This is a genomic window from Streptomyces sp. NBC_01166, from assembly GCF_045039765.1.
Taxonomy (GTDB): domain Bacteria; phylum Actinomycetota; class Actinomycetes; order Streptomycetales; family Streptomycetaceae; genus Streptomyces.
In genome coordinates this window covers 269956-293576 of record NZ_CP108613.1, presented here as the reverse complement: position 1 = coordinate 293576, position 23621 = coordinate 269956, and the positions used below count along the sequence as shown (strand labels likewise).

At 69.0% G+C, this 23621-nt stretch carries 22 protein-coding genes; 12 read left to right on the top strand and 10 right to left on the bottom strand.

Annotated elements, in window-relative coordinates; genetic code table 11:
- The first annotated feature begins 5 nt into the window (after positions 1-5).
- Both OG379_RS01500 and OG379_RS01495 read left to right on the top strand, forming a co-directional pair.
- The gene (locus OG379_RS01500) at positions 6-755 is read left to right on the top strand and encodes an SDR family oxidoreductase (RefSeq protein WP_405658427.1); all 750 of its coding nucleotides are present in this window, start codon (positions 6-8) and stop codon (positions 753-755) included.
- A protein-coding gene (locus OG379_RS01495; protein WP_405658425.1) for a transposase occupies positions 724-1549 on the top strand; the annotation gives its coding sequence in 2 pieces (ribosomal slippage) (positions 724-1130 and positions 1129-1549; 828 coding nt in all). The genes OG379_RS01500 and OG379_RS01495 overlap by 32 nt, the downstream gene beginning before the upstream one ends.
- Positions 1550-1561: 12 nt before the next feature.
- Here OG379_RS01495 and OG379_RS01490 read toward each other — a convergent pair.
- Positions 1562-2068 (bottom strand): DinB family protein, encoded by a 507-nt coding sequence (locus OG379_RS01490; protein WP_405658422.1) that lies wholly within the window; start codon positions 2066-2068, stop codon positions 1562-1564.
- A 367-nt stretch (positions 2069-2435) separates the two neighbouring features.
- On the opposite strand from OG379_RS01490, the gene OG379_RS01485 reads away from it, so the two are divergent.
- Both OG379_RS01485 and OG379_RS01480 read left to right on the top strand, forming a co-directional pair.
- Positions 2436-3833, top strand: coding sequence for a PP2C family protein-serine/threonine phosphatase (locus tag OG379_RS01485; RefSeq protein WP_405658419.1), 1398 nt, complete (start codon positions 2436-2438; stop codon positions 3831-3833).
- Positions 3830-4198 (top strand): STAS domain-containing protein, encoded by a 369-nt coding sequence (locus tag OG379_RS01480; RefSeq protein WP_405658417.1) that lies wholly within the window; start codon positions 3830-3832, stop codon positions 4196-4198. Before OG379_RS01485 ends, OG379_RS01480 begins: the two co-directional genes overlap by 4 nt.
- Positions 4199-4554: 356 nt before the next feature.
- Here OG379_RS01480 and OG379_RS01475 read toward each other — a convergent pair whose 3' ends face one another.
- Positions 4555-5805, bottom strand: a complete 1251-nt coding sequence (locus OG379_RS01475; RefSeq protein WP_405658414.1) for an FAD-dependent monooxygenase — start codon at positions 5803-5805, stop codon at positions 4555-4557.
- Between the two features lie 78 nt (positions 5806-5883).
- Between OG379_RS01475 and OG379_RS01470 the strand changes: the two genes are divergently transcribed.
- Positions 5884-6501: a TetR/AcrR family transcriptional regulator C-terminal domain-containing protein gene (locus tag OG379_RS01470; protein WP_405668366.1), complete on the top strand. Its 618-nt coding sequence runs from the start codon at positions 5884-5886 to the stop codon at positions 6499-6501.
- A gap of 110 nt (positions 6502-6611) precedes the next feature.
- Here OG379_RS01470 and OG379_RS01465 read toward each other — a convergent pair whose 3' ends face one another.
- The gene (locus OG379_RS01465) at positions 6612-6950 is read right to left on the bottom strand and encodes a hypothetical protein (RefSeq protein WP_405658412.1); all 339 of its coding nucleotides are present in this window, start codon (positions 6948-6950) and stop codon (positions 6612-6614) included.
- 170 nt (positions 6951-7120) lie between these two features.
- On the opposite strand from OG379_RS01465, the gene OG379_RS01460 reads away from it, so the two are divergent.
- Together OG379_RS01460 and OG379_RS01455 are read left to right on the top strand one after the other, a co-directional pair.
- Positions 7121-7261 (top strand): hypothetical protein, encoded by a 141-nt coding sequence (locus OG379_RS01460; RefSeq protein WP_405658409.1) that lies wholly within the window; start codon positions 7121-7123, stop codon positions 7259-7261.
- A 12-nt stretch (positions 7262-7273) separates the two neighbouring features.
- Complete coding sequence (locus OG379_RS01455) at positions 7274-8047, top strand: maleylpyruvate isomerase family mycothiol-dependent enzyme (RefSeq protein WP_405658407.1); 774 nt, start codon at positions 7274-7276, stop codon at positions 8045-8047.
- Between the two features lie 512 nt (positions 8048-8559).
- Here OG379_RS01455 and OG379_RS01450 read toward each other — a convergent pair.
- The 5 genes from OG379_RS01450 to OG379_RS01430 all read right to left on the bottom strand — a co-directional run bounded on the left by OG379_RS01450 (position 8560) and on the right by OG379_RS01430 (position 14361).
- Positions 8560-9540 (bottom strand): hydroxyacid dehydrogenase, encoded by a 981-nt coding sequence (locus OG379_RS01450; protein WP_405668364.1) that lies wholly within the window; start codon positions 9538-9540, stop codon positions 8560-8562.
- 95 nt (positions 9541-9635) lie between these two features.
- Positions 9636-10592 (bottom strand): carbohydrate ABC transporter permease, encoded by a 957-nt coding sequence (locus tag OG379_RS01445; protein ID WP_405658406.1) that lies wholly within the window; start codon positions 10590-10592, stop codon positions 9636-9638.
- Positions 10589-11509 carry a carbohydrate ABC transporter permease gene (locus tag OG379_RS01440; protein WP_393767265.1) on the bottom strand — a complete coding sequence of 307 codons (921 nt, stop codon included), beginning with the start codon at positions 11507-11509 and terminating at the stop codon, positions 10589-10591. Before OG379_RS01440 ends, OG379_RS01445 begins: the two co-directional genes overlap by 4 nt.
- A 301-nt stretch (positions 11510-11810) precedes the next feature.
- Positions 11811-13124, bottom strand: coding sequence for an ABC transporter substrate-binding protein (locus OG379_RS01435; RefSeq protein WP_405658402.1), 1314 nt, complete (start codon positions 13122-13124; stop codon positions 11811-11813).
- A 133-nt stretch (positions 13125-13257) separates the two neighbouring features.
- Positions 13258-14361 carry a substrate-binding domain-containing protein gene (locus OG379_RS01430; protein WP_405658400.1) on the bottom strand — a complete coding sequence of 368 codons (1104 nt, stop codon included), beginning with the start codon at positions 14359-14361 and terminating at the stop codon, positions 13258-13260.
- 185 nt (positions 14362-14546) lie between these two features.
- Here OG379_RS01430 and OG379_RS01425 point away from each other — a divergent pair, with 185 nt between their 5' ends.
- From OG379_RS01425 to OG379_RS01410, 4 genes are all read left to right on the top strand, one after another.
- Complete coding sequence (locus OG379_RS01425) at positions 14547-17006, top strand: polysaccharide lyase 8 family protein (RefSeq protein ID WP_405658398.1); 2460 nt, start codon at positions 14547-14549, stop codon at positions 17004-17006.
- Complete coding sequence (locus tag OG379_RS01420; RefSeq protein ID WP_405658396.1) at positions 17003-17725, top strand: heparin lyase I family protein; 723 nt, start codon at positions 17003-17005, stop codon at positions 17723-17725. Before OG379_RS01425 ends, OG379_RS01420 begins: the two co-directional genes overlap by 4 nt.
- 38 nt (positions 17726-17763) lie before the next feature.
- Positions 17764-19506: a glycoside hydrolase family 35 protein gene (locus OG379_RS01415; RefSeq protein WP_405658393.1), complete on the top strand. Its 1743-nt coding sequence runs from the start codon at positions 17764-17766 to the stop codon at positions 19504-19506.
- Positions 19507-20649: 1143 nt separating this feature from the next.
- Positions 20650-20838: a hypothetical protein gene (locus OG379_RS01410; protein ID WP_405658391.1), complete on the top strand. Its 189-nt coding sequence runs from the start codon at positions 20650-20652 to the stop codon at positions 20836-20838.
- A 289-nt stretch (positions 20839-21127) separates the two neighbouring features.
- Here the strand turns inward: OG379_RS01410 and OG379_RS01405 are convergent, their stop codons facing one another.
- Positions 21128-21640 (bottom strand): DUF4396 domain-containing protein, encoded by a 513-nt coding sequence (locus OG379_RS01405; RefSeq protein WP_405658388.1) that lies wholly within the window; start codon positions 21638-21640, stop codon positions 21128-21130.
- A gap of 164 nt (positions 21641-21804) precedes the next feature.
- On the bottom strand, positions 21805-22092 hold the full coding sequence (locus tag OG379_RS01400) for a DUF305 domain-containing protein (protein WP_405658386.1): 288 nt from the start codon (positions 22090-22092) through the stop codon (positions 21805-21807).
- A gap of 1011 nt (positions 22093-23103) precedes the next feature.
- On the opposite strand from OG379_RS01400, the gene OG379_RS01395 reads away from it, so the two are divergent.
- A complete protein-coding gene (locus OG379_RS01395; protein WP_405658383.1) occupies positions 23104-23442 on the top strand; it encodes a MerR family transcriptional regulator in 339 nt (112 codons plus the stop codon).
- Positions 23443-23621: the final 179 nt, after the last annotated feature.

The window sequence follows — 23621 nt, the reverse complement described above, 5'->3', positions numbered from 1 at the left end:
GAACAATGGATCGTCTTGCAGGAAAGCACGCACTGATCACAGGGGGGACGAGCGGCATCGGCCTGGAAACGGCCCGCGAGTTCCTCGCCGAGGGAGCGACCGTCGCCATCACCGGCCGCTCACAGGAAAGGCTGGACGAAGCAGCCCGGCAGTTGGAGGGCCCGCTACTGACCATCGTCAGTGATGCCGGCGACGTGCCCGGCCAGGCGGCGCTCGCCGCGCGGCTCCGGAAGGAGTGGCCGAAGCTCGACATCCTGATGAGCAACGCCGCGGACGTCACCCATCTCCCGATCGAGGGATGGACCGAGGAGGCGTTCGACAGGCTTCTCGCGACCAATCTCAAGTCGCCGTTCTTCCTGATCAGAGACCTGCTGCCGCTCTTCTCGCAGCAGTCCTCGGTCATCCTCGTCGGCTCGGTCTCCGCGTACATCGGACACGAGAACGCGACGGTCTACGGCGCGGCCAAGGCGGGCCTGCTCTCCTACACGCGCGGGCTGACCCATGAGCTGAAGAACCGGGGCATCCGTGTCAACGGACTGAGCCCGGGCCCGACGATCACCAACGCGTTCGCGCCCCTCGGCCCCGAGGGTCAGGCAGCTCTCTACGAGGAACTCCGGCAGACCGTGCCTCTCCATCGCCTGGGAACCGCCACCGAGCTGGCGAAGGCGGCGGTCTATCTCGCCTCGGACGAGTCCGCCTATACCGCGGGGACCGTGCTGCGCGTTGACGGAGGCATCGGGCAGCTCGCGTACTAGCCACCGTCCTCCTGGTGGTGCGCGCGGTGGCCGGTGGAGCGACCACCGCCGGGTCATCAACGGTGTTCTCTGCCGGGTGCGGGGCGGTGTGCAGTGGCGGGATCTCCCGTGGCGGTTCGGTCAGTGGGAGACGGTCTATAAACGGCATCGTCGCTGGTCAGCCGATGGAACGTGGCAGATGCTGCTGTCCCGCATCCAGGCAGCCGAGGACGCGGCGGGCGCGATCGACTGGGAAGTGTCGGTGGACTCGACAGCGGTACGAGCCCACCAGCACGCCGTCGGCGCGAGGAAGGTGCCTCCGGCCGCCGTTTCTCAAGAGGGGGCCGCACGGGGGACGAACCAGGTCGATCCGGCACTGCTGAAACGCCGGTCCCTTGACCGGCCCGTTCTCCTCCGCGCGTTCGCGAGGTACGAGTGGATGGGCTGGCCTTTCATCGCCGTGTTCACGGGCGCGTTCGGTATCCACTCGCGGTGTGTTCCACGATCAGGTCGTGGCACTGCTGGGCATGCGGCACGTTCCACTTCGAGCCCCTCGACGGCCGGCCGGCCGCACTAGGTCCTGTGGTCCGGATCGCCAGCCGAGGAACCAGCGGGCCAACCGTCAACGAAGAGGCAGCAAGGGGGGTCGGCCCGCAGGCTTCGACAAGACGATCTGCAAGCGAAGGAACGAAGTCGAGCGGATGATCAGCGCGTTGAAGAATTCTCGGGCCGTGGCCACAAGGTTCGACAAGCGCGGCTACATCTTCCACGGCACCGTCACGGTCGCTTCGATCCGACTCTGGCTCCGCCCGTGATCTCCGCCGGATCTAGCCGCCGGTCGTGCCGTCGAGCATCTCGCGCAGGATGTCCAAGTGGCCGTTGTGGCGGGCTGTCTCCTCTGTGAGGTGGAGGAGGATCCAGCGCAGGTCGACGTGGAGGCCGTTGCGGATGGTTCCCTCGGCCCGCTTGTCCAGGTTGTTCCCGGCGACCAGTTCGCGGTAGCGGGCGCTTTGTTCGGCGTACTCGTCGAGCAACTGCGCAAGCGGGAAGTCGACGGCGATACGCATCTCGCGGTCGGGGTCCTCCTCCGTCATGGGGGCCAGGTCTTCCTCGCCGAGGAACACCACCTGGAACCAGTAGTACTCGACCCAGCGCAGGTGGTTGATCACTCCGCTCATGGTCATCAGCGGTGAGCCCGGCAGGAGCGCCCTGCGGGCGTTTTCCGCAGAGACGCCAGCGCACTTGGCGCGGGCGGTGTCACGTGTGTAGTCGAGGAACGTGCTGAGCTGGGTGCGCTCGTCCCATGCGGGCGGCGTGTCGTTGATTCTGGTCATCGCGCGAAGCGTCCCCGATCACCGCGCCCGCTGTCGAGGTATTTATCGACGGACCCCACCTGCTCCACCCAGCGCCTTCTCCAGCGGCGGTACATCGATTCAGCGCCGACAGCCGCCCGGCACGATCCGCCGGACAGGCCCTGGTCAACGTCGGGCGCTCAGTTGTGGTCGGTGCTTCGGCACTGTTCCACGAAAGCTCGTCGCGGGATCGGGTGACGCGGGGGCGGTCGGTAGAGTGCCAGGGTGCTGGCTGTCCGGTCGGCGCCTTCTTGGGGGGATGAGCGAGACGAGGAACATGCCAGAACAAGCGAGCCTGCCTGCGATAGCACCGAACGATCCCCTGGTCCCATCGGTCGAGGCGGCGCGGATGGCGGCGGTGCGCCGTTACGACATCCTCGACACCCCACCGGACGGCGCATACGACCGAGTCGCAGCGCTGGCCGCGCGGCTGTTCGAGGTGCCGGTGGCCACGGTGACGATCGTGGACGAGGACCGCATCTGGTTCAAGGCCACCCACGGGCTGGAAGGCGTCACCGAGATCGGCCGCGATCCCGGGCTGTGCGCCTCGGCAGTGCTGACCGATGACACCACCGTGATCCCTGACACGTTGCTGGATCCGGTCGCCTGCTCCAATCCACTGGTCGCCGGCCCGATGGGGGTGCGGTTCTACGCCGCCGCTCCGATCATTACCGCCGACGGGTACCGGCTGGGCACGGTCAACATCCTCGACACCCGCCCCCGCGAGATCAGCGAGGCGGATTCGGCCACGCTCGCGGACCTGGCGGCGGTGGTGCGTGACCAGCTGGAGCTGCGGCTGTCGGCGTTGCACGTGGTGCGCGCCGAGCAGGAGCGCCGCAAGGTCGAGCAGGACAAACGCCAGGCGGAGGAAGAGGCAAGGCAGCGGGCGGAGCGGGACATGGCGGCCATCGCCGCGTTCGCCTCGACCCTGCAGCGCACCCTGGTGCCTCCCGCGCTGCCCGCGGTACCGGGGCTGGAGCTGGCCTGCCACTACAAGACCGCCTCCCCGCAGGAGGTGGGCGGCGACTTCTACGACGTCTTCCCCGTCGGCGGGGGCCGGTGGGCTTTCTTCCTGGGCGATGTGTGCGGGAAAGGCGCTGAAGCCGCCTCAGTCACCTCACTGACCCGCTACACGCTGCGGGCTGCAGCCCTCGTCGACGCGGATCCCACAGCAGCGCTGAAGGCACTGAACACGGCGCTGCTGCTGGACGCGGCGGTTGGCACCCGCTTCTGCACCGCCGTCTTCGGCCTGCTGGACCCCGCCGGCGACGGCGGTTTCACCGTCACCCTGGCCACCGGCGGTCACCCGCCCGCCTACCACCTGCGCCCCACCGAGGGCGGCGGGGTGCAGGTCGAAGCGGCCCGCGCCAAGGGCGGCATGCTGGTCGGCGCGTTCGCCGAAGCCGTTTTCGCCTCACGCACCCTGCACCTGGCACCCGGCGAGGGACTGCTGCTGTACACCGACGGGCTGACCGAGGCCCGAACCTCTGATGGCCACATGCTTGCCGACACGGGCCTGACCGACTTCCTGGCCCGGCGGCCGGGACCGTTGAGCGCCGGCGTCCTGATCGACGACACCGTCGCACTGCTGGGCACACTCCCTGACACCGAACGCGACGACGTGGCCCTACTGGCCCTGTCCGTTCCCACCCCCGATGCCGCTCCCGCGGGCATCACCACCACCGCTCACAGCGCCGCCGCCCCGACCGCCGACGGCTCCGTCGGGCAGGAGAACCGACGCCCATGACCGACGCATTCCACATCGACGTCCAGTACACCGACGGCGCCCTGGCGGTGATCGCGCTGTCCGGCGAATTCGACATCACCACCGCACCCGCCGTACGGTCCCGCGCCCTGGACCTCATCGCGGCCGGACATCCTGACCTGGTAGCCGACCTGGGGGGCGTCACCTTCTGTGACTCCTCCGGGCTGGGAGCCCTCATCGGTATCTGGCGCTGCGCCACGGACGCCGACGGCTCCCTGACCCTGTCGGCCATTCCCGAACGGCTGGGCCGCCTGCTCAGCGTCACCGGGATGGACACCTTGCTGCCCGCCTACCCCAGCACCGAGGCCGCGCTCGTGGCACGCCGGGGCAACCGCTCCACCGCCTGAAAACCCCTCACGCGCACAACCGGTTTCAGGGGGGGGCGCCTGGTATGGCACAGCGTCAGCCAAGCGCGCGCCGCGACCTACGTACTGATCGCGACGCGCGCTCGGCCGCTCTGTTCAGGGCGCCACACATCGGCGCGGCGGCTTCGGCCGAGCCACCCCGCCCCCCCCCCGGAGCCACATAATCAATCCCAGAAGAACCTCCGGCGCCGACCACTGAGGCGTAGCCGACCCGGGCGCTGATCCGGGGCCGCCTTCGCCTTCTTGGCGCTCGCTCGGTGACCTGCCCGTTTCGCCTGGGCGGCCAGCTCTGCGTCCTGGTCGTGACGCCGCCGGGTTCCTGCTGCCCCTGAGGGTTTCTACGCGGCGCTGCTCGGTGCCGGATCGGCGGGGAGCTGCCAGTCGCCGCCGCGGTCCTCCCTGGAAAGGCGTGCGGTGAGTTCCGGGACGCGGAGGAAGCAGGCAAGTGCGGTGGTGGCCTGGAAGGCGTCGATCGCGCGCTGAGTCATCGGCATGCCCAAGCGCAGCACGCGCGGGTTGACTTCGCCCTGGATCTCGTCGACGAAGGGTCGGAGCGTTCTGTCGTAGTTCGCCAGGGCGGTCGGCAGGTCGCCGGGGTGGCGGTTGATCTCGCCGGCCAAGACGTGGGCGCCGGCCAGGCCGCCGGAAATGCCCATGCCGCTGTAGGGGGAGGCACAGTGCGCGGCGTCGCCGGCCAGGACCACGCGGCCCTTGGACCAGGTGTCGGTGCGCACCTGGGCGATCTCCTGGGAGTAGAAGAACGGGCTGGTCCTCATGCCCTCAATGAAGCGCTCGGTCTGCCAGCCAGCGTCGCGGAACCGGTCGGCCCAGAATGACTGCTGGCGCTCGACGGGCGCGCGGTGGATCGCGGAGGCTTCCTTGGATTCCTCCCGCATTACGAAGTACACCTGAGTCTCAGTCTGGTTGTGGCTGCGACGCATGATCTGGCGGCCTTTCGGGATCATGTAGGTGTCCCGGATGTTGCTGTCGGAGGCGATGCGGGGGACGAACCAGTAGGCCATGTGAATGCCGACGCGCCAGTACGGGTCGAAGCCCTGCGGCAGGAGCGCCCGCCGGATGCGTGATCCCTGCCCGTCCGAGCCGATCAGAAGGTCGAATTCTCCGGATGAGCTGTCGGAGAAGTGCGCGATGACCTTGTGCTGGTCCTGTTCGAAGCCTTCCACGCTCTTGCCGAAGACGTACTCGGTGTCGTTCCTCGTCGCGTCGTGGAGGATGCGCACCAGGTCGCCGCGCATGATCTCGTACTCGGAGGTGAGGGTCTGCCGGCCCTTTCCAGACGTATTGGCCATGATCGTCGCTTTGGCTTTGCCACGGGCGTCCACGAAGGCGACACCCGCCTCGTCCACGAGCGCGTCGCGAACAGCGTCGAGGAGGCCCATCCGGTAGACGGCCTCGATGCCCTGCCCCCGCAGGTCGACCTGAGCGCCGGTGGCCCGCAGTGCCGGGAAGCGTTCAGCGACGGTCACCCGGTGGCCGCCACGGGTGAGCCAGAAGGCCAGGGCCTGCCCTGCGACCCCGCCGCCGGCGACGAGGACCCGCAAGGAATGTGTTCCCGATCGCGTGATCATGACCTCAACCCGAAATCTATCAGTGAATGGTTGCTTTCCAGCGTCATCTATCAGCGATAGATTGTCAACGTGACCAAGATGAACCGCGAGACCGTCATCACCGAGGCGCTCGGCCTGCTCGACGAAGTCGGACTGGACGCCGTCAGCACGAGGCAGCTGGCGAAGCGCCTGGGCGTCGAGCAGCCGTCGCTCTACTGGTACTTCCGCACCAAGAAGGACCTCCTGGCCGCCATGGCGGAAGCGGCGATGGCGCCCCACGCGGCGCAACCGCTGCCGACGCCTGGCGACGACTGGCGTGACTGGCTCCGGGAGAACACGCGCAGCTTCAGGCACACCCTGCTGACGCGCCGTGACGGCGCACGCCTCCACGCCGGCACCACACCCACCAGCGACCTCGACCGAATCCGCCGCAAGATGGACTTCCTCATCGCCTCCGGTGTGCCCGAGCGTGACGCCCAGATGGCGATGCTGGCTGCCGGCCGCTTCACGGTCGGCAGCGTCCTGGAGGAACAGGCGGAACCGAGCCCCGGCACCACCGCGCTACCAGCCGATGTGCCGGCGATCGATCATGAGTCCGCATTCGAGGCGGGCCTGGCCCTCATCCTGGACGGCCTGGAGCAACGCACCGCACAGGGGCGCGGGGCCTCCCCGTCGGCAAACGATCGTTTGACGACAGGCAGTCGACGCGTCCAATGAACCCGTGCAAGGGACCAGCGGCTGGGCGCTCTCGGCCGACTGCTGAGCGACACAGACGCACCTATGAACCTCCGTGTTGCCGGCGGCATGCCCTCCTCTACGCGCAACCCCTAACCCGGGTCGTCCAGCTGAGAGTCGACGACGTACTGCACGACGGAGAGACCACCCTTCTGCGGCTCGGGGAGCCCACCCCCGTCCCCGCACCAGTCGCAGCTCTGCTGCTGGCATACATCGCGGACCGCGCCAACATGAACACCGCCACCAACCACGCATCTTGCTGGCTCTTCCCCGGCTGCCGGGCCGGACGGCCGGCCCGCCCCGACCACCCGTCCGCACGCCTGGGCGAGACCGGTGTCCCGGTCGCCGCCGCCATCCGGCAACAACTCCTCGGACTGCCCGCCCCCGTCGTCGCGGACGCCCTCGGCTACCACCACAAGACCAGCAGCCATCTCCTCGGAGAGAGCGGTGGGACATGGAGTCGGTACGCCGCAGGCGACCACGCAAGGTCACCAGCAGGCTGGGCTCCCCAGGGAACGGGTGCGGATTGCCGGGAGTGGTTTCGTACGTCAAGCAGCGAGTTGGTAGCGGGCCTGGTGGTTGCGCTGGTGCTCTTGCCCAGATGGTTGGTCCGGTAGCGGTCGAAGTCGCCGTGGGCGAGCAGTGCGCGGAGTTTCAGGACGGCTTCAGCGCGCCGGCGCTCCGCCCGGCCGTCGACGCGTTCGTCCGACAAATTCGCTACCCGGCGGCCGGAGCGCCGTGATACACAACCGACGTGCACGACATCTTGGAGTTCCCCGAGGTTCTGCGGTTGATCGAAGACCGCTCGGCCGCGTTCCGCGCCGCGATAGCGTCCGCCCCCGACCTTGACGTTCAGGTCCCGACCTGCCCGGACTGGACGCTGCGCGAACTGGCGCAGCACCTCGGCGACGGCCGCCGCCGCCAGGCCGCCATCGTCGCGGCGGGCCCGGGCGCTGAGCCCCCGGCGAAGACGGACCCGAAGGGCGCCCCGACCGCGCCCCGCGACCGTGAAGCCCTGGAAGCCTGGCTCGCCGAGTCGACCGAGCTCATGCTCGACGCGATGCGCGGGGCCGGCCCGGACCGCGGCTGCTGGACCTGGTGGGGCCGCTCGCAGGCCCCGGAGACCAGCGGAGCCGTGGCCCGGCACCAGATCCAGGAGATCGCCGTCCACACCTACGACGCCCAGCTCACTCAGGGGGCCGCACAGCCGCTGCCGACGGACGTCGCGGTCGAGGGCGTCGACGAGTTCCTGACGACCGTCTCGGCGACGACCGTCCCCTGGCCGTTCAAGCCGGCGACCATCGACCTGCACACGACCGAGGGCCGCTCCTGGCGCCTGACCCTCAACGCCGAGGGCGTCCGCTGCGACGACCTCGGCGCCGACGCGGAGCCGGGCGACATGGCTATGCGAGGCGCAGCGAGCGAACTGGTCCTCTACTTCTACGAGCGCGTCCCGCTCGACGGCCTGGAGACCACCGGCAACACCGAGCCGATGGAGCAGCTCGCAGGCTGGGACCCGAACGCGTAAAACGCGCACTTGTGACGCATCTGTCGGTGGTGCGCGCGCTCCTGCGGGCGCCACTGGGCCCGGGGTTGCGGACATCGCGCGACTGGGGTGCAGATTGCTGGGACTGACCTCGTAGATGGACGCGATGAATGACATGCCTGCCCCGTTCCGAGCCCGACGGGTTCGCTACGAACCAGGACGTGCTGACTGGCCGCACGAACGCGAGTGGCGGCTCTGCTTTCACGAGGGGCAGACTCCCGACTTCCAGCTCGCCGCTGATCCTGTCGCCGGCGTCATCGTCGGCGAGCGGTACCCGTTGTGCTCGGACGCAGCGTCGGGGGCGGAGCCGGGCGCGGTGTCCCGGACGCCTTGACAAGGCCGGCGGTGGACGTGCGCCGCAGGCAGGAGTCGGCCGTACGGGGGTTCTTGCAGCCGGCGGCCTCGGCCACGGCGCCGCCCCTCGGCCTCGGCCTGGGTGCGGGTGAACGAGCAGTCCGGGCCGACGCAGCCCACGCTCTGCACGATCGCCACCGTCACGCTGTCCGAGCCAGGTCCTGGGGCTCCACACCATGGGCGAAGGGCATGCCCCGGGCGTAGCGGGTGATCTCGGCGGATGCGTAGTCGGCCATGCGGCCTAGCTCGCTGCACAGCGAGCCGGCGATGTGCGGGGTCAGGAGCACGTTCGGCAGCCGGAACAGCGGTGATTCGGCGGGCAGTGTCTCGGGGTCGGTGACGTCGAGGACTGCGTGGATGCGTCCGGACGTCAGGTGGGTGAGGAGCGCGTCCGTGTCGACCAGGGAGCCGCGTGCGGTGTTGATCAGTGTGGCCCCGTCGGACAGCAGGGCCAACCGCCTGGCGTCGAACATGTGGTGGGTTTCGGGTAGTTGGGGGGCATGGATGGAGATGACCTGACTGAGCCGGGTCAGTTCGTCGAGGCCGACGGGCCGCGCCCCAAGACGGGCGGCACCGGCGTCGTCCAGGTAGGGGTCGTGGACCAGGATGGTGAAATCGAACGGCCGCAGCAGTTCGATCACGCGTCGGCCGGTACGCGAGGCGCCGACGATGCCAACGACCCGCCGGTAGTTGCCGTGACCGGCGAAGTAGGGCAGCAGCGGGTACGGGGCGCGCCGATCACGGTAGGCACACGCGCTCTCCAGGATCCGCTTGCCGGTGAGGAGGATCGCGGCCAACGTGTACTCGGCGACCGGCAGCGCGTTGGCCGCCGCGGCGCTGGACACGGTGATGCCGCGCTCCCACACGGCGTCGGTCACATGGTGCTTGACGGATCCTGCGGCGTGGACGACGGCCCGTAGTTGGGGCATGGCCGCGAGCGCTTGCTCAGTCAGCGGCGGACATCCCCAGTGGGTGAGCAGCACCTCTGTCCGGCCAAGGGTAGTGGCGGCGGAGGGGTCCGCGAAGTTGGTGACCAGCAGGTCCGGATCGAGGTCGGCCACCTCGCGGAGCAGGTCGATGGCGCCCTCGTCGCGCAGGGCGTCGCGGGTCTCCCGCGACATCGCGAGGGCGGTGCGGGGACGCCGCGGACGGGGGCTGGGCGCGAGCGGGGGAAGGACCTTGGCGGCCGGCGCCGTCGTGTGCCGTGCGGTCATCGTCACTTCACCGCGCCCGCGGTGAGCCCGGAGCGCCAGAAGCGCTGGAGACAGACGAAGGCGATGATCAGGGGAAGGACCGAGACCAGCGCCCCCACGATCGTCAGCATGTAGAACTCCGGGTTCTGCTGGGAGGACTTGCTCCAGATCGCCAGGCCGAGGGTGACGGGGTAGAGCTTGTCGTTGCTCAGCATGTACAGCGGCAGGACGAAGTTGTTCCAGCTCGAGGTGAAGGTGAAGAGGAACAGGGTGACGAAGCCGGGCGCGATCATCGGCAGGCCGACCGAGCGGAAGACGCGCCACTCTCCCGCGCCATCCATCCGGGCGGCCTCGATCACCTCGTCGGGGATGTACCCCTCGGAGAAGACCCGGGCGAGGTAGACGCCGAAGGGGTTGACCAGCAGGGGGACCAGGACGGCCCAGTAGGTGTTGTCCAGGCCCGCCTTGCTGGCCAGCAGGTACTGGGGCAGCACGAGGACGGCACTCGGCACGAGGACGCCTAGCAGCACTATGCCGAATAGCTTCTCCTTGTGCGGGAAGTCGTACTTGTCGAAGGCGTAGCCGACGGCCGTGCTGACGAGGGTGGAGGCCAGGCAGCCCAGGCCGAAGTACAGGATGCTGTTGAGCAGCCAACGCCCGTAGATTCCGTCGCCGTAGGTGAACAGGTCACCGAGGTTGGCGAAGAGGTTGAAGTCGGCGAAGGTGAATCCGCCGGTGCCGACGAGATCACCGTGGTCCTTCGTGCTGGCGACGAACAACCAGGTCAGGGGCATCAGGGTGTAACAGGCGAAGAGGGCGAGAAGGCCGTTGACCACGGCCTTGGAGGTCCACGAGCGGCTCGGGCGGGCGTGGCCCCAGCCGCCTGGGCGTGGGCCGGGCGGGCGAGTTCGTATCTTGGGTCCGCTCCCCTCGCCGGCCGTGCGGGGGGAGGGCTGCCCGGTGACGGTGTGCGTGGTCATGCTGCCTTCCAGCGGTTGCCGAGCTTGGTGACTGCGTAGGACAGGAGGCCGGCCAGGAAAGCGATCAGGATCGCCGCCGCGGAGGCGAGGCCGGGCTGGTGATCGACGAACGCCGTCTTGTGCACGTACATCACGGGTGACCAGTCGCGGTTGATGGCCTCTGACTGGGTCGTGAGCATGTAGGGCTCGTTGAAGAGCTGGATGGCGCCGACGCAGGTGAACAGGAGGCTGAGGACCAGGGCTGAACGAATGTGGGGGACCTTGATCCGGAGCGCGGTACGAACCGCCCCAGCGCCGTCCATGGTGGCCGCTTCGAGTGTCTCCCGAGGGATCGCCTGGAGCGCCGCGTAGAGGATCACCATGTTATATCCGACATAATGCCAGGTCACGATGTTGACGACCGAGGGGACGGCCAGCGGCGCGGAGAAGAAGTCCACGCTGACGCCTGCGGAGCCGAGCCAGTCCATGACCGGGCTGAGGCTGGGGGAGTACAGGTAGACCCAGATGATCGCCGCGATGACGGTAGGCACCGTGTAGGGCAGGAAGAGGGCGAGCTGGAACAGCCGCTTGGCCCGTGCGACGGTCGAGTCCAGCAGTAGGGCGAGCAACAGTGCCGTGCAGGTCATGAGCGGGATGTAGATCGCCACGTAGGCGGCGACGTTCAGGAACGAGGCGCGCAGGGCCGTGTCGCCGAGTGCGTCGGCGTAGTTGCCGAGGCCGACGAAGACGCTCTCGGTGCCGCCGAAGCCGAGACCGGAGGACTCTTCCTTGAACAGGCTGGTCCAGAGCGCGTAGCCGATGGGAGCGACCATGACGAGCGTGAAGAGGACGAAGAAAGGTACGAGGTAGGCCGCGGCGGCACGCTGTCGGGCGCGTCCGGCCGAGGGGCGAACAGGGGCTGGGGCCGGAACTGTCATGAAGTTCTCCTGACCTCGGCGCCCGGGGCAGCGGGGCCGGAACAGTGGTGGATCAGGGGGCGAGACGGCCGGATGGGGCAGGCCGAGGTGGTGTGCCGCGGTGTCGACGTACCCGAGATGGCGGGGGTGGCGGCTTTCGTGGCGTGTCGACGTGCGGCGAGGGGGGGGCTTCCACGGCGCTCGCGCCACCCGGGCCCCCACCAGGTCAGGAGCTTCTACGGCACCCATCCGCGGCCACTGGCCGCCCCACCAGGTCGGGCCGGGGCGCGGCCGGTATGTCGCGGGTCCGCCGGGCACGGGGTCAGTCGACGGTCTTCAGTCCGCGGTCGTGGAGCGCCTTCAGCGCCGCCCGCTGGGCCGCCTCGAACCCGGCCTCCCAGCCGCCCTTGGCCACGGTGCTCTCGAACGCCTCGTTCACCGAACCCTGCACCGGGCCCCAGCTCCAGCCGTCACCGATGGTGTCCACCTGGTCGGCAGCGACCTGGTAGAGGTCGTTGACGAAGTAGCCGCCCGCGGCTCGGGTGAACTCCGTTGCCGCGACCTTCTGCAGGCCGGGGTCGGCGGGCAGAACGCTGCTTGGCGCCTCGGCGTCCGCGAGCCGGGCCTTCATCGCGGCCGGATCGGTGGTGAGCCACTCGATGAACTCCGCCGCGCCCTCGATGTGGTCGCTGCCCTTGGGCACGGCGAAGGAGGTGCCGCCCCAGGTTCCGGTGGCCGGTGTGCCGTCCCATGTGGGCAGCGGAGCCACGGCCCACTTCTTCCTCTGTTCCGGTGTCTGGGATATCAGGCCGGCTCCGCTCCAGGGGGCGCCGATGAACGCGGCGACTTGATTCTTCTTCTTGGCGGTGCTCTCCTCCTCGCTCCAGGCGGGGTGGTTGAGCACCAGGCCGTCGCGTACCAGACCGTCCCAGAACCCGGCGACCTTCAGGGCGGGCTCGTCGTCGATGTGCACCGTCCATGCGTCACCCTCGACGCCGAAGCCCTGCGAACCAGCCTGCCAGGCCAGTCCGTTGATGAATGGGATGTCGCCGCCCTTGGGGATGTTGAGGATGCGGGCCCCCTTGTCGGCAGCCTTGATCTTCTTCGCCGCCTTCTCGAACTCGGCCCAGGTGACCGGTACTTCGACGCCTGCCTTCTCGAACAGGTCGGTGCGGTAGTAGAGGAGTTGCGGGGTGACGTCGAAGGGGACGCCCCACGTACGGCCGCCGGGGGTGACCAGCGACTGGAGGCTCTCGGGGAACGACTTGACCAGTTTCCCGGAGTGTCCGGTCAGGTCCTCCAGGTTCCCCTGGCTGGCGAACTCAGGGAGCATCGCGTACTCCATGCCCACGACGTCAGGTGCGTTGCCGCCCTTGATCGCACTGTCGATCTTGGAGTAGCCGTCGGCGCCGGCGGTGATTTCGGTGTACTCGACCTTGATGTCCTCGTGGGTGGCGTTGAACTCTTCGACGACCTCTTTGGTGCCGACCATCCAGGACCACATGGTGAGGGTGACCGGCTTGCCGTCCGTAGCCCCGGACGTACCGCCGCCCCCGCCGCAGGCGGTGGCGAGGAGGGCCAGACAGCCCAGGGAGGCTGTGAGAGCGAGGCGGGGCATGCGGTGGGCGGGCTTCATCTGCACTGGCTCCTCGATGAGCAAGGCGCCTCAGCGACCGGAGGCGATTCCGTTCATCTTTTGCGCAGAACGATCGTCCGTCAAGAGTAAATGACCAACTCGATCAAAACAATCAACTGTTGGGTATCCGAGATCACCGGGGTGGAGCGCAGGACGCCCGCACCATGAGCCGGGGTACCAGAGAGACGTGCCGACTCGGCGCCGCCGCACCGGGCCCAGCTCCGAGCCGGGCGAACATCATCTCGACGGCGCTCTCCCCCACTGCCTGCCGCGGCGGAGCCACGGCGGTCAGCGGCACATCGGCCAGCGCCGCCATTTCGTCCTCGTACGCCACCAGCGACACGTCGCCAGGGAGGGAGAGGCCTCGTTCGCGTAGCCGTTGCACCACCCCGATCGCGGTCTGATCGTTGTGGACGATCGCGGCGGTGACCCCGCCCTCCGCCACCGACCGGTACAGCGTCCGGGCCGCCGCCTCCAGGCCGGCCGGGTCCTCCGGGTCGACGTCCACGAGCGGCGGCACCGAGAGTCCACGCGCCGCCATGGCGGCCTCATATCCCTCCCGGACCTGCGGTGACGTCGGGTTGTCCTGGGCGAGTAGGGAGATTCGCTCGTGCCCCAGCCCTGCGAGGTGGTGGACGGCGGCGGCGGCCCCGAGTGCATGGTCGGAGCGTGCGCTGTCCAGTCCGGCCAGCCGGCCCCCGAGAGGGACGCGCCGGTCCACCAGAACGGCCGGGACTCGGAGCGCCAGCAGCTGTTGCTCCTGCTCGGGGCTGGGTACCCCGCGTTCCCAACTGGGCTGGATCAGCAGGCCGTCGACGCCGCCGTCGAGCATCCGTCCGATCTGTGCGGTGTCCTCCTCGGACCGCCAGTGGGCAATGCCGAGCACCAGCCGGCCGCCGCGCGCCGCGACGGCGTCCTGAGCGCCCTTGACCAGCTCCGCGAAGTAGTGCTCCATGCTGGGCACGACCATTCCCAGGACCACTCCGGTGGGCGCTGATCGCACAGGGGCGTCCACGTCGGCGTCGGCGGCGGCCGGGCCGGATCCGGGCGGCTCGGGGCACGTGACCGAGCCGTGCAGCCGCATCAACCGCCCCTGTTCGGCCAGCGTCTCGACATCGCGCCGCACGGTGACGGCCGAGACTCCCAGTTCCTCCGCCAGATCCGTTACCCGCAGTTCGCCTCGCCTGCGCACGATCTCCAACACCCGTTCGTGGCGCTGATTGACATGCGACCGCATCTGTCGTCCTCCTGATGATCCCCCGATTGGTGCAAGTTCCACCGTACTCCAATGATCGATTCTTATGAGTCTTACGTATTGAGCATCTTGTGCGTACCGTGCTAGAAACCCACCACCGCACTCGCCCTCCTCCTTCTTGCGTTCCTCCTCCGTCTTTCTCCCTCCGTCCTGTCCCAGGAGACGCCATGCCCACACCTTGGTCCCGCCGCGGATTCGTCAAGGCGACGGGAGGTGCCGCCGCCGCACTGGGTCTCCCCGCAACCGCCTCGGTGACGGTCCTGACCACCTCCGAGCCCGCCCAAGCCGCGTCGGCCGCGTCCGCCGAGTTCGAAAGGCTCAGAGCCACCTGGCGCGGCCTGATACTCGGCTCCGGTTTCAGCCCGACCGCGGAGCCGTTCGCCTCCAAGCTCGCCCGGCTGGGCACCGACGCCGCCGCCTGGCGGGCCACCATGCTGCCCGCGCCGGGCTCCCTGTGGCCGGGCATGGTGTGGCTGGACCCGGATCCCGACACGGACACCGCGTCGTACACCTACTCCGCGCAGATCCAGCTCACCTTCCAGCGGCTGCGTTCCATGGCAGAGGCGTATGCCCAGCCCGGCACGGGTCTGACCGGAGACGATGCCTTCGCTCGAGATGTCGTGACCGGCATCCGGCACGTGGTCACCGACGTCTACCACGCGGGCCGGGTCCGCTATGGCAACTGGTACAACTGGCAGATCGGCGGGCCCCACGCGCTGCTGGACGCGTCGACCCTCCTGTACGACCACCTGGACGCCGAGCTGATCGCCACGATCACGGAAGCCGTCCGCGCGTTCGTGCCCGACAGTGCGGTGGCCTCGTACACGGGCACCTCCACCGGCGCCAACCGCGTCGACCTGTGCCGGACGATCGCGCTCAGCGGCCTGGTCGGCGAGGACGCGGACCGGCTCGCCCTCGCGTCCGGGGCGCTGTCCCCGGTCTTCCCCTACGTGACGTCCGGGGATGGCCTCTACCGTGATGGCTCCTTCGTCCAGCACACGTGGGTGCCCTACGCCGGGTCGTACGGCGCGGATCTGTTCACCGGCCTCAGCCTGCTGTGCGCGCTGCTCGCCGGCTCCCCGTGGGAGATCACCGATCCGGCCCGGGAGAACTACTTCGACGCCGTCGAACGGGCCTGGGCCCCCTTCATCTACAACGGCCTGTGCATGGACGCCGTCTCCGGACGCGCCGTCTCACGGGGCCTGCCGCCCGGCGATCCCGGCGGCGCCAACGACGACCATCTGCGCGGCCACTCGATCATCGCCTCGATCGTCGCCCTGGGACGTGCCGCGAGCCCCGAGCAGAACGCGCGCTGGCGCGCCCTGGCCAAGGGATGGATCCAGCGGGCGCACTTCAGCCCTCCGCACACCAACCCCATGCTCGGCATCTACAAGCTCGCCCAGCTCCAGAGCGTCGTGGACGACACCTCGGTCAAGCCCTTGCCCGAGCCGGTCGCACACCGGCTCTTCCCGGCCCAGGACCGGGCGGTACACCGCCGCCGGGGGTGGGCCGCCTGCCTGTCCATGGCCTCCGACCGAATCGCGCACTACGAGTGGGGCAACGGGGAGAACCTGCGCGGCTACCACACCGGGGCCGGCTGGCTGTCCTGGTGGGGGGACGACTTCGCCAACGAGCAGTACTCGCAGACCTTCTGGGCCACCGTGGACCCCAACCGGCTGCCCGGCATCACCGCTTCCAGGAAGAAGCTCGCCGACGGCCAGGGCGGCCAGTGGGGCGCCGAACGCCCGGCGGTGGCATGGGTCGGAGGCACGACCGACGGCACGTACGCCGCGGTGGGCCAGCATCTCAAGGGGCTGGCCTCGACGCTGGAGGCACACAAATCCTGGTTCTTCCTGGACGAGGGCATCGTCTGTCTGGGCGCGGGCGTCACCGCCACGGACGGCGAGGCGGTCGACACCGTCATCGACAACCGCCGCCTCGGCCCCACCGGCACCCACGCCCTGACCGTGGACCGCCACCGCAAGCCCGGCACCCCGGGCTGGACCGAGACGCTGAGCGACCCGGGCTGGGCGCATATCACCGGCCATGGAGGCTACGTCTTTCCAGCGGGCGGCCGCATCACGGCGCTGCGGGAGGAGCGCACCGGCCGGTGGAGCGACATCAGAACCGGTTCGTCCACGGCCCCCCTCACCGACCGCTACCTCACCCTGTACGTCGACCACGGCATCGACCCGGTCGACGGCGCCTACGCCTACGTCCTGCTGCCCGGAGCCAGTGCGGCCCGCACCGCGGCCCATGCCGCGGGCGCGCGAGGACTGCTCAGAACACTCGTCAACACGCCCCGGGCCCAGGGCGTGCACGTCCCCTCCCTCGGCGTCACCGCTGTCAACTTCTGGGCGCCGGGGACGGTGGGCGACCTCACCGTGAGCGGCCCCTGCGCGGTGCTGATCCGGCACCGGAACGACGGCACCGCGGTCGTCTGTGTCTCCGACCCGACCCGCACCCTCACCACGCTCACCCTGACGTGGCGGCACCGGGTCACCGCAGTCGTCTCCCATCCCGCCACGGTCGAACAGGCCGTACCCGGACGGAAGCTGACCGTCACATTTGGAGATCTCACCGCCGAGGCAGGCGCCACCCAGAAGATCACGGTGAGGACAGCATGAGGGCGACGGTACGACGTTCCACCGCCGTGGCGGCGGCGCTGGCCTGCCTCTTGGTCTCCGCCACCTCGGCGCGCGCGGCAACCGTCTGGGACGGTGACGCGGCAGGGGGCACCGGCGTTTTCGGCAGCGTGGAGTGCGCCGAGCCCGGCAGCCTGGTCACCGCCGCCAACCAGGACGGTCACGGGACCATCTTCCGGTTCACCAAGCCCGGCGGTCTCATCCGCTGCGAATCCCGGGGCCTCTCGGTGGGCGGCGCCCGGTACGCCTTCGCGCTCGGCTCCACCTACTGGCTGGGCTGGGAGTCCCAGCTGTCCACCGTCAGCGGGGACTTCGTGGTGTGGCAGTGGAAGTCGTATCCCAACGCGGCACAGAACTACCCCCTGATCATGACCGTCAAGGACGGTGCAGTGCGCCTCTTCCACGTCAGTACGGACGCCACGTGGCACCTGATCTGGTCGGCGCCGGTCTCAGCCGGGGCATGGAGCCGGTTCGCTCTCGGTATCCACACCTCCGCCTCGGCCGAGTCGGGCTGGGTAGAGCTGTCCTTCAACGGGACCCGGCAGACCTTCACCAGCGGAGGCTCCCGCTACGCGGCACGCACCTGGGACAGCGCCAACGAACCCAAATGGGGCGTCTACGACCGGGACACCCCGCAGAGCGATGTCGTGAACCGACTGGACCGGCTGCGCGTGGGCACCACCTACGCGGACGTCGGCTGACCTGCCGTGCACAACGAGAGAGACAGAGGTGACCGTCGATGACCGAACGACCGGCGGACGGCGTTTTCACCGTGACCGACAGCGGATTCTCCCTGGACGGTCGGCCGGTACGGCTGTTGTCGGGCGCCCTGCACTACTTCCGGGTGCACGAGGACCAGTGGGCGCACCGGCTGGAAATGCTGCGAGCGATGGGCCTCAACTGCGTCGAAACGTATGTGCCGTGGAACCTGCACGAGCCGTTTCCCGGACAGTACCGGGACGCGGAGGCGCTGGGCAGGTTCCTGGACGCAGTACACGCGGCGGGCCTGTGGGCCGTCGTCCGGCCCGGTCCCTACATCTGCGCCGAATGGGAGAACGGCGGGCTGCCACAGTGGCTCACCGGCACCGTGGCAGGGCAGGTCCGCACCAGGAACCGGGCGTACATGGAGCCGGTGCGCCGCTGGTTCGGCCGCCTGCTGCCCCAGGTCGTGGAGCGCCAGGTCCACCACGGCGGGCCGGTGGTCATGGTGCAGGTCGAGAACGAGTACGGCAGTTACGGCTCCGACCAGGAGTACCTGCAAGAGCTGGCCACGGTCCTGCGGGACGGCGGGGTGACGGTGCCACTGTTCACCTCCGACGGGTCCGAGGACCACATGCTTACCGGCGGTTCGCTGCCCGGTGTCCTGGCCACCGTGAACTTCGGCTCGGACGCAGCCGGGGCCTTCCGCACGCTGCGCCGGCACCGGCCCACCGGGCCGCTGATGTGCATGGAGTTCTGGTGCGGCTGGTTCGCCCACTGGGGCGCCGGTGAGCCCGAGCCGCGCGAAGCCCGGGACGCGGCGGCGGTACTGCGCGAGATTCTGGAGTGCGGGGCGTCGGTGAACATCTACATGGCACACGGCGGGACGAGCTTCGGCGGCTGGGCGGGCGCCAACCGCGCGGGCGACCTGCACGACGGCGCCTTGCAGCCGACGGTGACCTCCTACGACTACGGTGCCCCCGTCGATGAACGGGGCAGGCCCACGGAGCTGTTCCGGCGCTTCCGGGAGGTGCTGGCCGACTTCGCTGACATCCCTCCGCCTCCGGTGCCGGCCGCCTGGCCGGTCCTCACGGCACCGGCCACAGCCGTGCTCGATGCGTGGACGCCGCTGGACGAGGTGATGGACACGCTCGGTGGAACGGAGGGTGTCTTTGGCATGGCGCCGGCTTTCGAGGAGCTCGATGTCGACCGGGGCCTGGTGCGCTACCGGGTCCGCGTTCCCGGGCCGCGGCCGCCACTGCCGCTGTCCCTGCCCGGCGTGCGGGACCTGGTCCGGCTCTCCGTGGACGGCGTCGACACCCCGATCGGCACGGCGGTCGCCGGCCCTGCCGAGTTGGAACTATGGGTGGAGTCCCTGGGGCGCGTCAACTACGGGCCCCGCCTGGGCGAGACCAAGGGACTGACTGGCGGGATCCTGCACGAGCGGCAGTACGTGCACGGTGTGAGCGCACGCGGCCTGCGGCTGGACGCGTTCGACGACGGGAAGGCGGTCGCCGGGCTGCCGTCCCGCCTGCCGGAGGGGGGTGAGCCGGGCCTCTACCGGGGCAGCGTCGACGTATCGGGCCCCGGGGACGCGATGCTGGAACTTCCGGACTGGGGGAGGGGCTTCGTCTGGATCAACGGCTTCTGCCTCGGGCGGTACTGGTCTGCGGGCCCTCAGTCTGCCCTGTACGTTCCCGGTCCCGTACTCCGTCCCGGGGATAACGAGGTGTGGGTGCTGGAGACGGAGCGAACCGGTGGCACCCGGGTGCGGCTGGAATGAGCCCGTTCCCTTCTTCGGCGGCCACCACGAAGCTGACAGGATCCAATCCGCCGCCGCATTCGCACCGCGGCCAGAGCCTACTCAAGCCACGCGGCTTCGTGTCCGGCGCTTCACGTGCGAAGACATGTCCTGCGGACGGCGGACGTTCGTCGAGCAGGTTGAGGTCCTTAATCTGGCGGCACGGTCGGCGAATGCGTCGGTGCTGGCCGAGGTCGGCCTCGCCCTGGCCGGTCGCGCCGGTGCCAGGCTGGCCGATGGCTTCGGAGCAAAGGTCAGCCGGAACACGGTCCTGCGGTTGGTCGCTGCTCTTCCGGAGCCCCAGCCGCATGTCCCGCGTGTGGTTGGCGTCGACGAGTACGCGATGCGCAAAGGCTGTGTCTACGGGACCGCGCTGGTCGACGTCGAGGATCACCCGGGGATCGAGGTCGTCTGCCGCGACCGGCCCCGTACTTCGCCGAGGGTGCCAGGATCGGGGCACCCACCCCGGTCCAGGTCGCCGACCGATTCCAATTCTGGCGCAACTTCGGCGAAGCGGCCGAGAGGCGCGTCTCGCACAACCGCGCGTGCCTAAGGTGCGACCTTCGCCGAGTCGACGTCGGAGAAGGCTCCGGCTCCGGAACTGGCCGAGAGTGGGTCGCCATGGCCCACCGGACACCGATTCGCCGACCGCACCCGCGCCAAGCACGCCACCGTCCACGCGCTGCTGGCCGCCGGCCACAGCAGATGCTCGATTCAGCGACAGCTCGGCATGACCTACCGCACCGTCCAACGGCTGGCCGACGCCGCAAGGCCGGAAGACCTGTTCCAGGGACGGTGGCAGAACCGCAGGACCAAGCTCGACGACTTCAAGCCCTACCTGCACGGGCGACGGGCCGACGGCTGCACGAACGCTTGGACCCTCTGGGAAGACATCAAGACTCACGGTTACACCGGCGGCTACGGAGCCGTCCGTGCCCATCTCCAGCCGTTCCGCAGATCCCTGACCGCACCTGCGGCCCGTCCGCCGTCCCCACGCACGGTCGCCGGCTGGAGCCTGACTCACCCCGAGACCCTGCCGGAGAGCGAGCGTCCGAACCTCAAATCCGTTCTCGTGGGCTGCTCTGAACTAATGCCCTCACCGGGCACGTCCGCGCTTTCGGGAAGATGCTCACCCAACTCCAGGGTGACCAGCTTCCTCAATGGATCAAGGCGGTCCGCGCCGACGGCCTGCCCAGTTTCCCCGCCTTTGTCAATGGCCTCGAAGGGGATCTCGCCGCTGTCACCGCCGGCCTGACGCTGCCCTGGAGCTCCGGCATCGTCGACCGGATCAAAATGGTCAAGCGCCAGATGTAACGGCCGGGCCGGTCTCTTGCGGAAACGAGTCCTGACTGGAAACCGGGCTGCTGAGCTGAACCGACACCACCGTGCCGCCGGAGGCCGTACGGTCTGCGGACGTCTAGGCACTGTCCGGCGGTCATAGTCGTACTGTCCCGTTCACCGTGATCCCAGCGTTGCCGGGGAGCACGAGGTGGAGGGTGATCGGTGGAGCGTGGCGCGGGCTACGGTCCGTCGCATGAGCGCCTCTCCATGCGAACGCGCCCGGCCGCACCGTGAAGGGTGCAGCCGGGCGCGGTGCCGAGCGTCAGTGGTAGGCGTGGACGACGGCGTGGCCCTTGCCGCGGCCGATCATCCACTTGTTGACCGGCATCGTGATCACGAAAGCCACGGCGAAGCCGCCCAGCAGCGCCGTCCAGAACAGCGCGTCCGACAGTTGGGCGTCCATCGCCCCGGGCGTCAGGGCAATGATGCCGTTGTCGACGAGCTCCATCACCGCGATCGATACGGTGTCCGCGGCCAGCGCGACTTTGACCGCGCTCTTCCAGTCCAGGCCGGCCCGCCGGACCGCGAAGAGGGTGAAGGAGTATCCGAAGATGAATGCCAGGGCGATCGCCAGGATCATCGTCTGGATGTTGCCCCACATCAGGGCGGTACCGATGGCCATGCCGAGGATCTCGCCGATGGCGCAGCCGGTCAGGCAGTGCAGCGTCGCCTTCGCCGCAGTCCCCCAGGACGCGCCTCCGAGCCCGTGGCCGCTGTGCGCCTGGTGCTCGGCGTGGTCGTGAGCGGTACCGGTGTGGTGTGCGCTGTGGTCCATGACCGTCAACCCCAATCCCGTCCAGTGTGACCCGCGCCCCGCGAACTCACAGGATAACGATATACCCCCCCGGGGTATTCCGAGCAGGGGGAGGGTGAGCCCGGCAAAGGGCAAGGGGGGTGCCGGCCACACCGCCCGGCCCGGCACCCCCCTTGCCGGGTGGGTCAGCGCTTGCCGAGCAGGCTGTTCATCGTGGCGATCTCGGCGGTCTGCGAGGTCAGGCTGTCCATCTCCTCGGGCTTCGCCTCGCCGCCCGAGCCATGCAGGGAGTGGTCCATGGTGCCCTCGGCGGGAATCTGCTCACCCCAGGAGGTCAGCCAGCCCGACAGGGTCTTGATGTCCGGGTCTTGGGCCTCCTTGATCTCGTCGGCGAGCTTCTTGACCTCGGCGGATTCGGCCTTGTCAGGCGCGAGGTCGGCCATCTTCGCGGCCTGACGGTGGTCGGGGATCATCCCTTTGGCGAACGCGACGTCGGCGGAGTTTGTGCTGGCCCTGGGAGGCCGGAGCGGACGAGGACGCCGAGGGCGACGAGCCGTGACCGTCGTGCCCGCCGGAGGCGTCGTCGCCCCGCCGCCAGGTCACCACCGGCGGATGATCCGCAGCAACCGTCTGCCCTCGGCGTGGTCAATATCCCGGACCCGCACCCGTTCAGCCACGTGATCATTCTGTCTGTCCTGAGGTGCCGCCCGGTGCAGCCACCGGGCGGCACCTCAGGACGGGGTAAACGTTGCCTGAGGTGACACTAGGTGCTGCGCACCGCAAGACATCACTGTCAGTCCTCACAGGAAACCTGTCATGGCGGAGGTAGACATCTGGTCGTTGCTGGGTCTAGTGTCTTGTTCGTAGCCAAGAGGTCGAGCAGGCCCGGCAGGGATGAACTGCCGGGAAGCAGTACATGTAAGTGCAGGTCGGTGCGGTGGCGGAGTTCCGAAGCCAGGGTTGTTGGAGGTAGGCGACGGGGCTGGCCCCGGACTGGGTGGCCCGTAGTGAATCAGGGGCCACCGCGAGCGGTACCGCAGTACGCAAGTGCAGTCCGCAGTATCAGTGGTTCCTCGGTAAAAGGCGTCAGGCTGCGGCGCGCGTGCCGGGAGGTTCGGCAGTGGGGTTCCAAGCCAGAGCGGATGCAGGACGGGCGACGGGGCTGGCTGTCGAAGTGGCGCTGTGAGAGGCCACCGGAGGTACGGAAGTAGTTTGTCCAGAGGGAAAGAACGGAGGAGTTGAGCGCCATCAGGATCGCCCGGGCGGAAATATTGGGCCCGGGTACCGCAGGACATCGATAGTGAGGTGGTCTCCGGTCAAGCAATCGCGATCCCCGCAACCCGCGGATCTCTTCCCGGCGGGTGTGCGGAAACACAGAGCCGGCGGAGAAGAATACAGCCGGCTGATGGTGTAGCAGTTCCTTCGGGGCCCTGGTGCTATTGGCACCAGGGCCCCTCCGACGCGTGTTCCACAGGAAGGTACAGATGACAGCAGACGACTCGTTCGGCCGTCTCGATGACGACGACTACCCCGCCTACACCATGGGCCGGGCCGCTGAGATGCTCAACACCACACAGGGGTTTCTCCGCGCCATCGGCGAAGCCCGTCTCATCACACCGCTGCGTTCCCCAGGCGGCCACCGCCGCTACTCCCGCTACCAACTGCGCATTGCTGCCCGCGCCCGCGAACTCGTCGATGCCGGTACTCCTATCGAGGCGGCCTGCCGCATCGTCATCCTTGAGGACCAGCTCCAAGAAGCCCAGCGCATCAACGCCGAACACCACCGAGACACCAAGCCGACCAGCACGCCACCCGCGGCCTGAAGCTCTGCGCGCCCGCCGGGGCACCGGCGGGCCTCGCGCGTACCGGCCGGGGATCAAACCGCGCACAGCCGCGCTCGCACTGCTGATCAGGACCACGGTCCTTGATGAGGCTGCCCGCCGCACACCGGGCGCGGACGGAGCGCGTTCGGCGAACTGGAAGACGCACCGCACCCTGACGG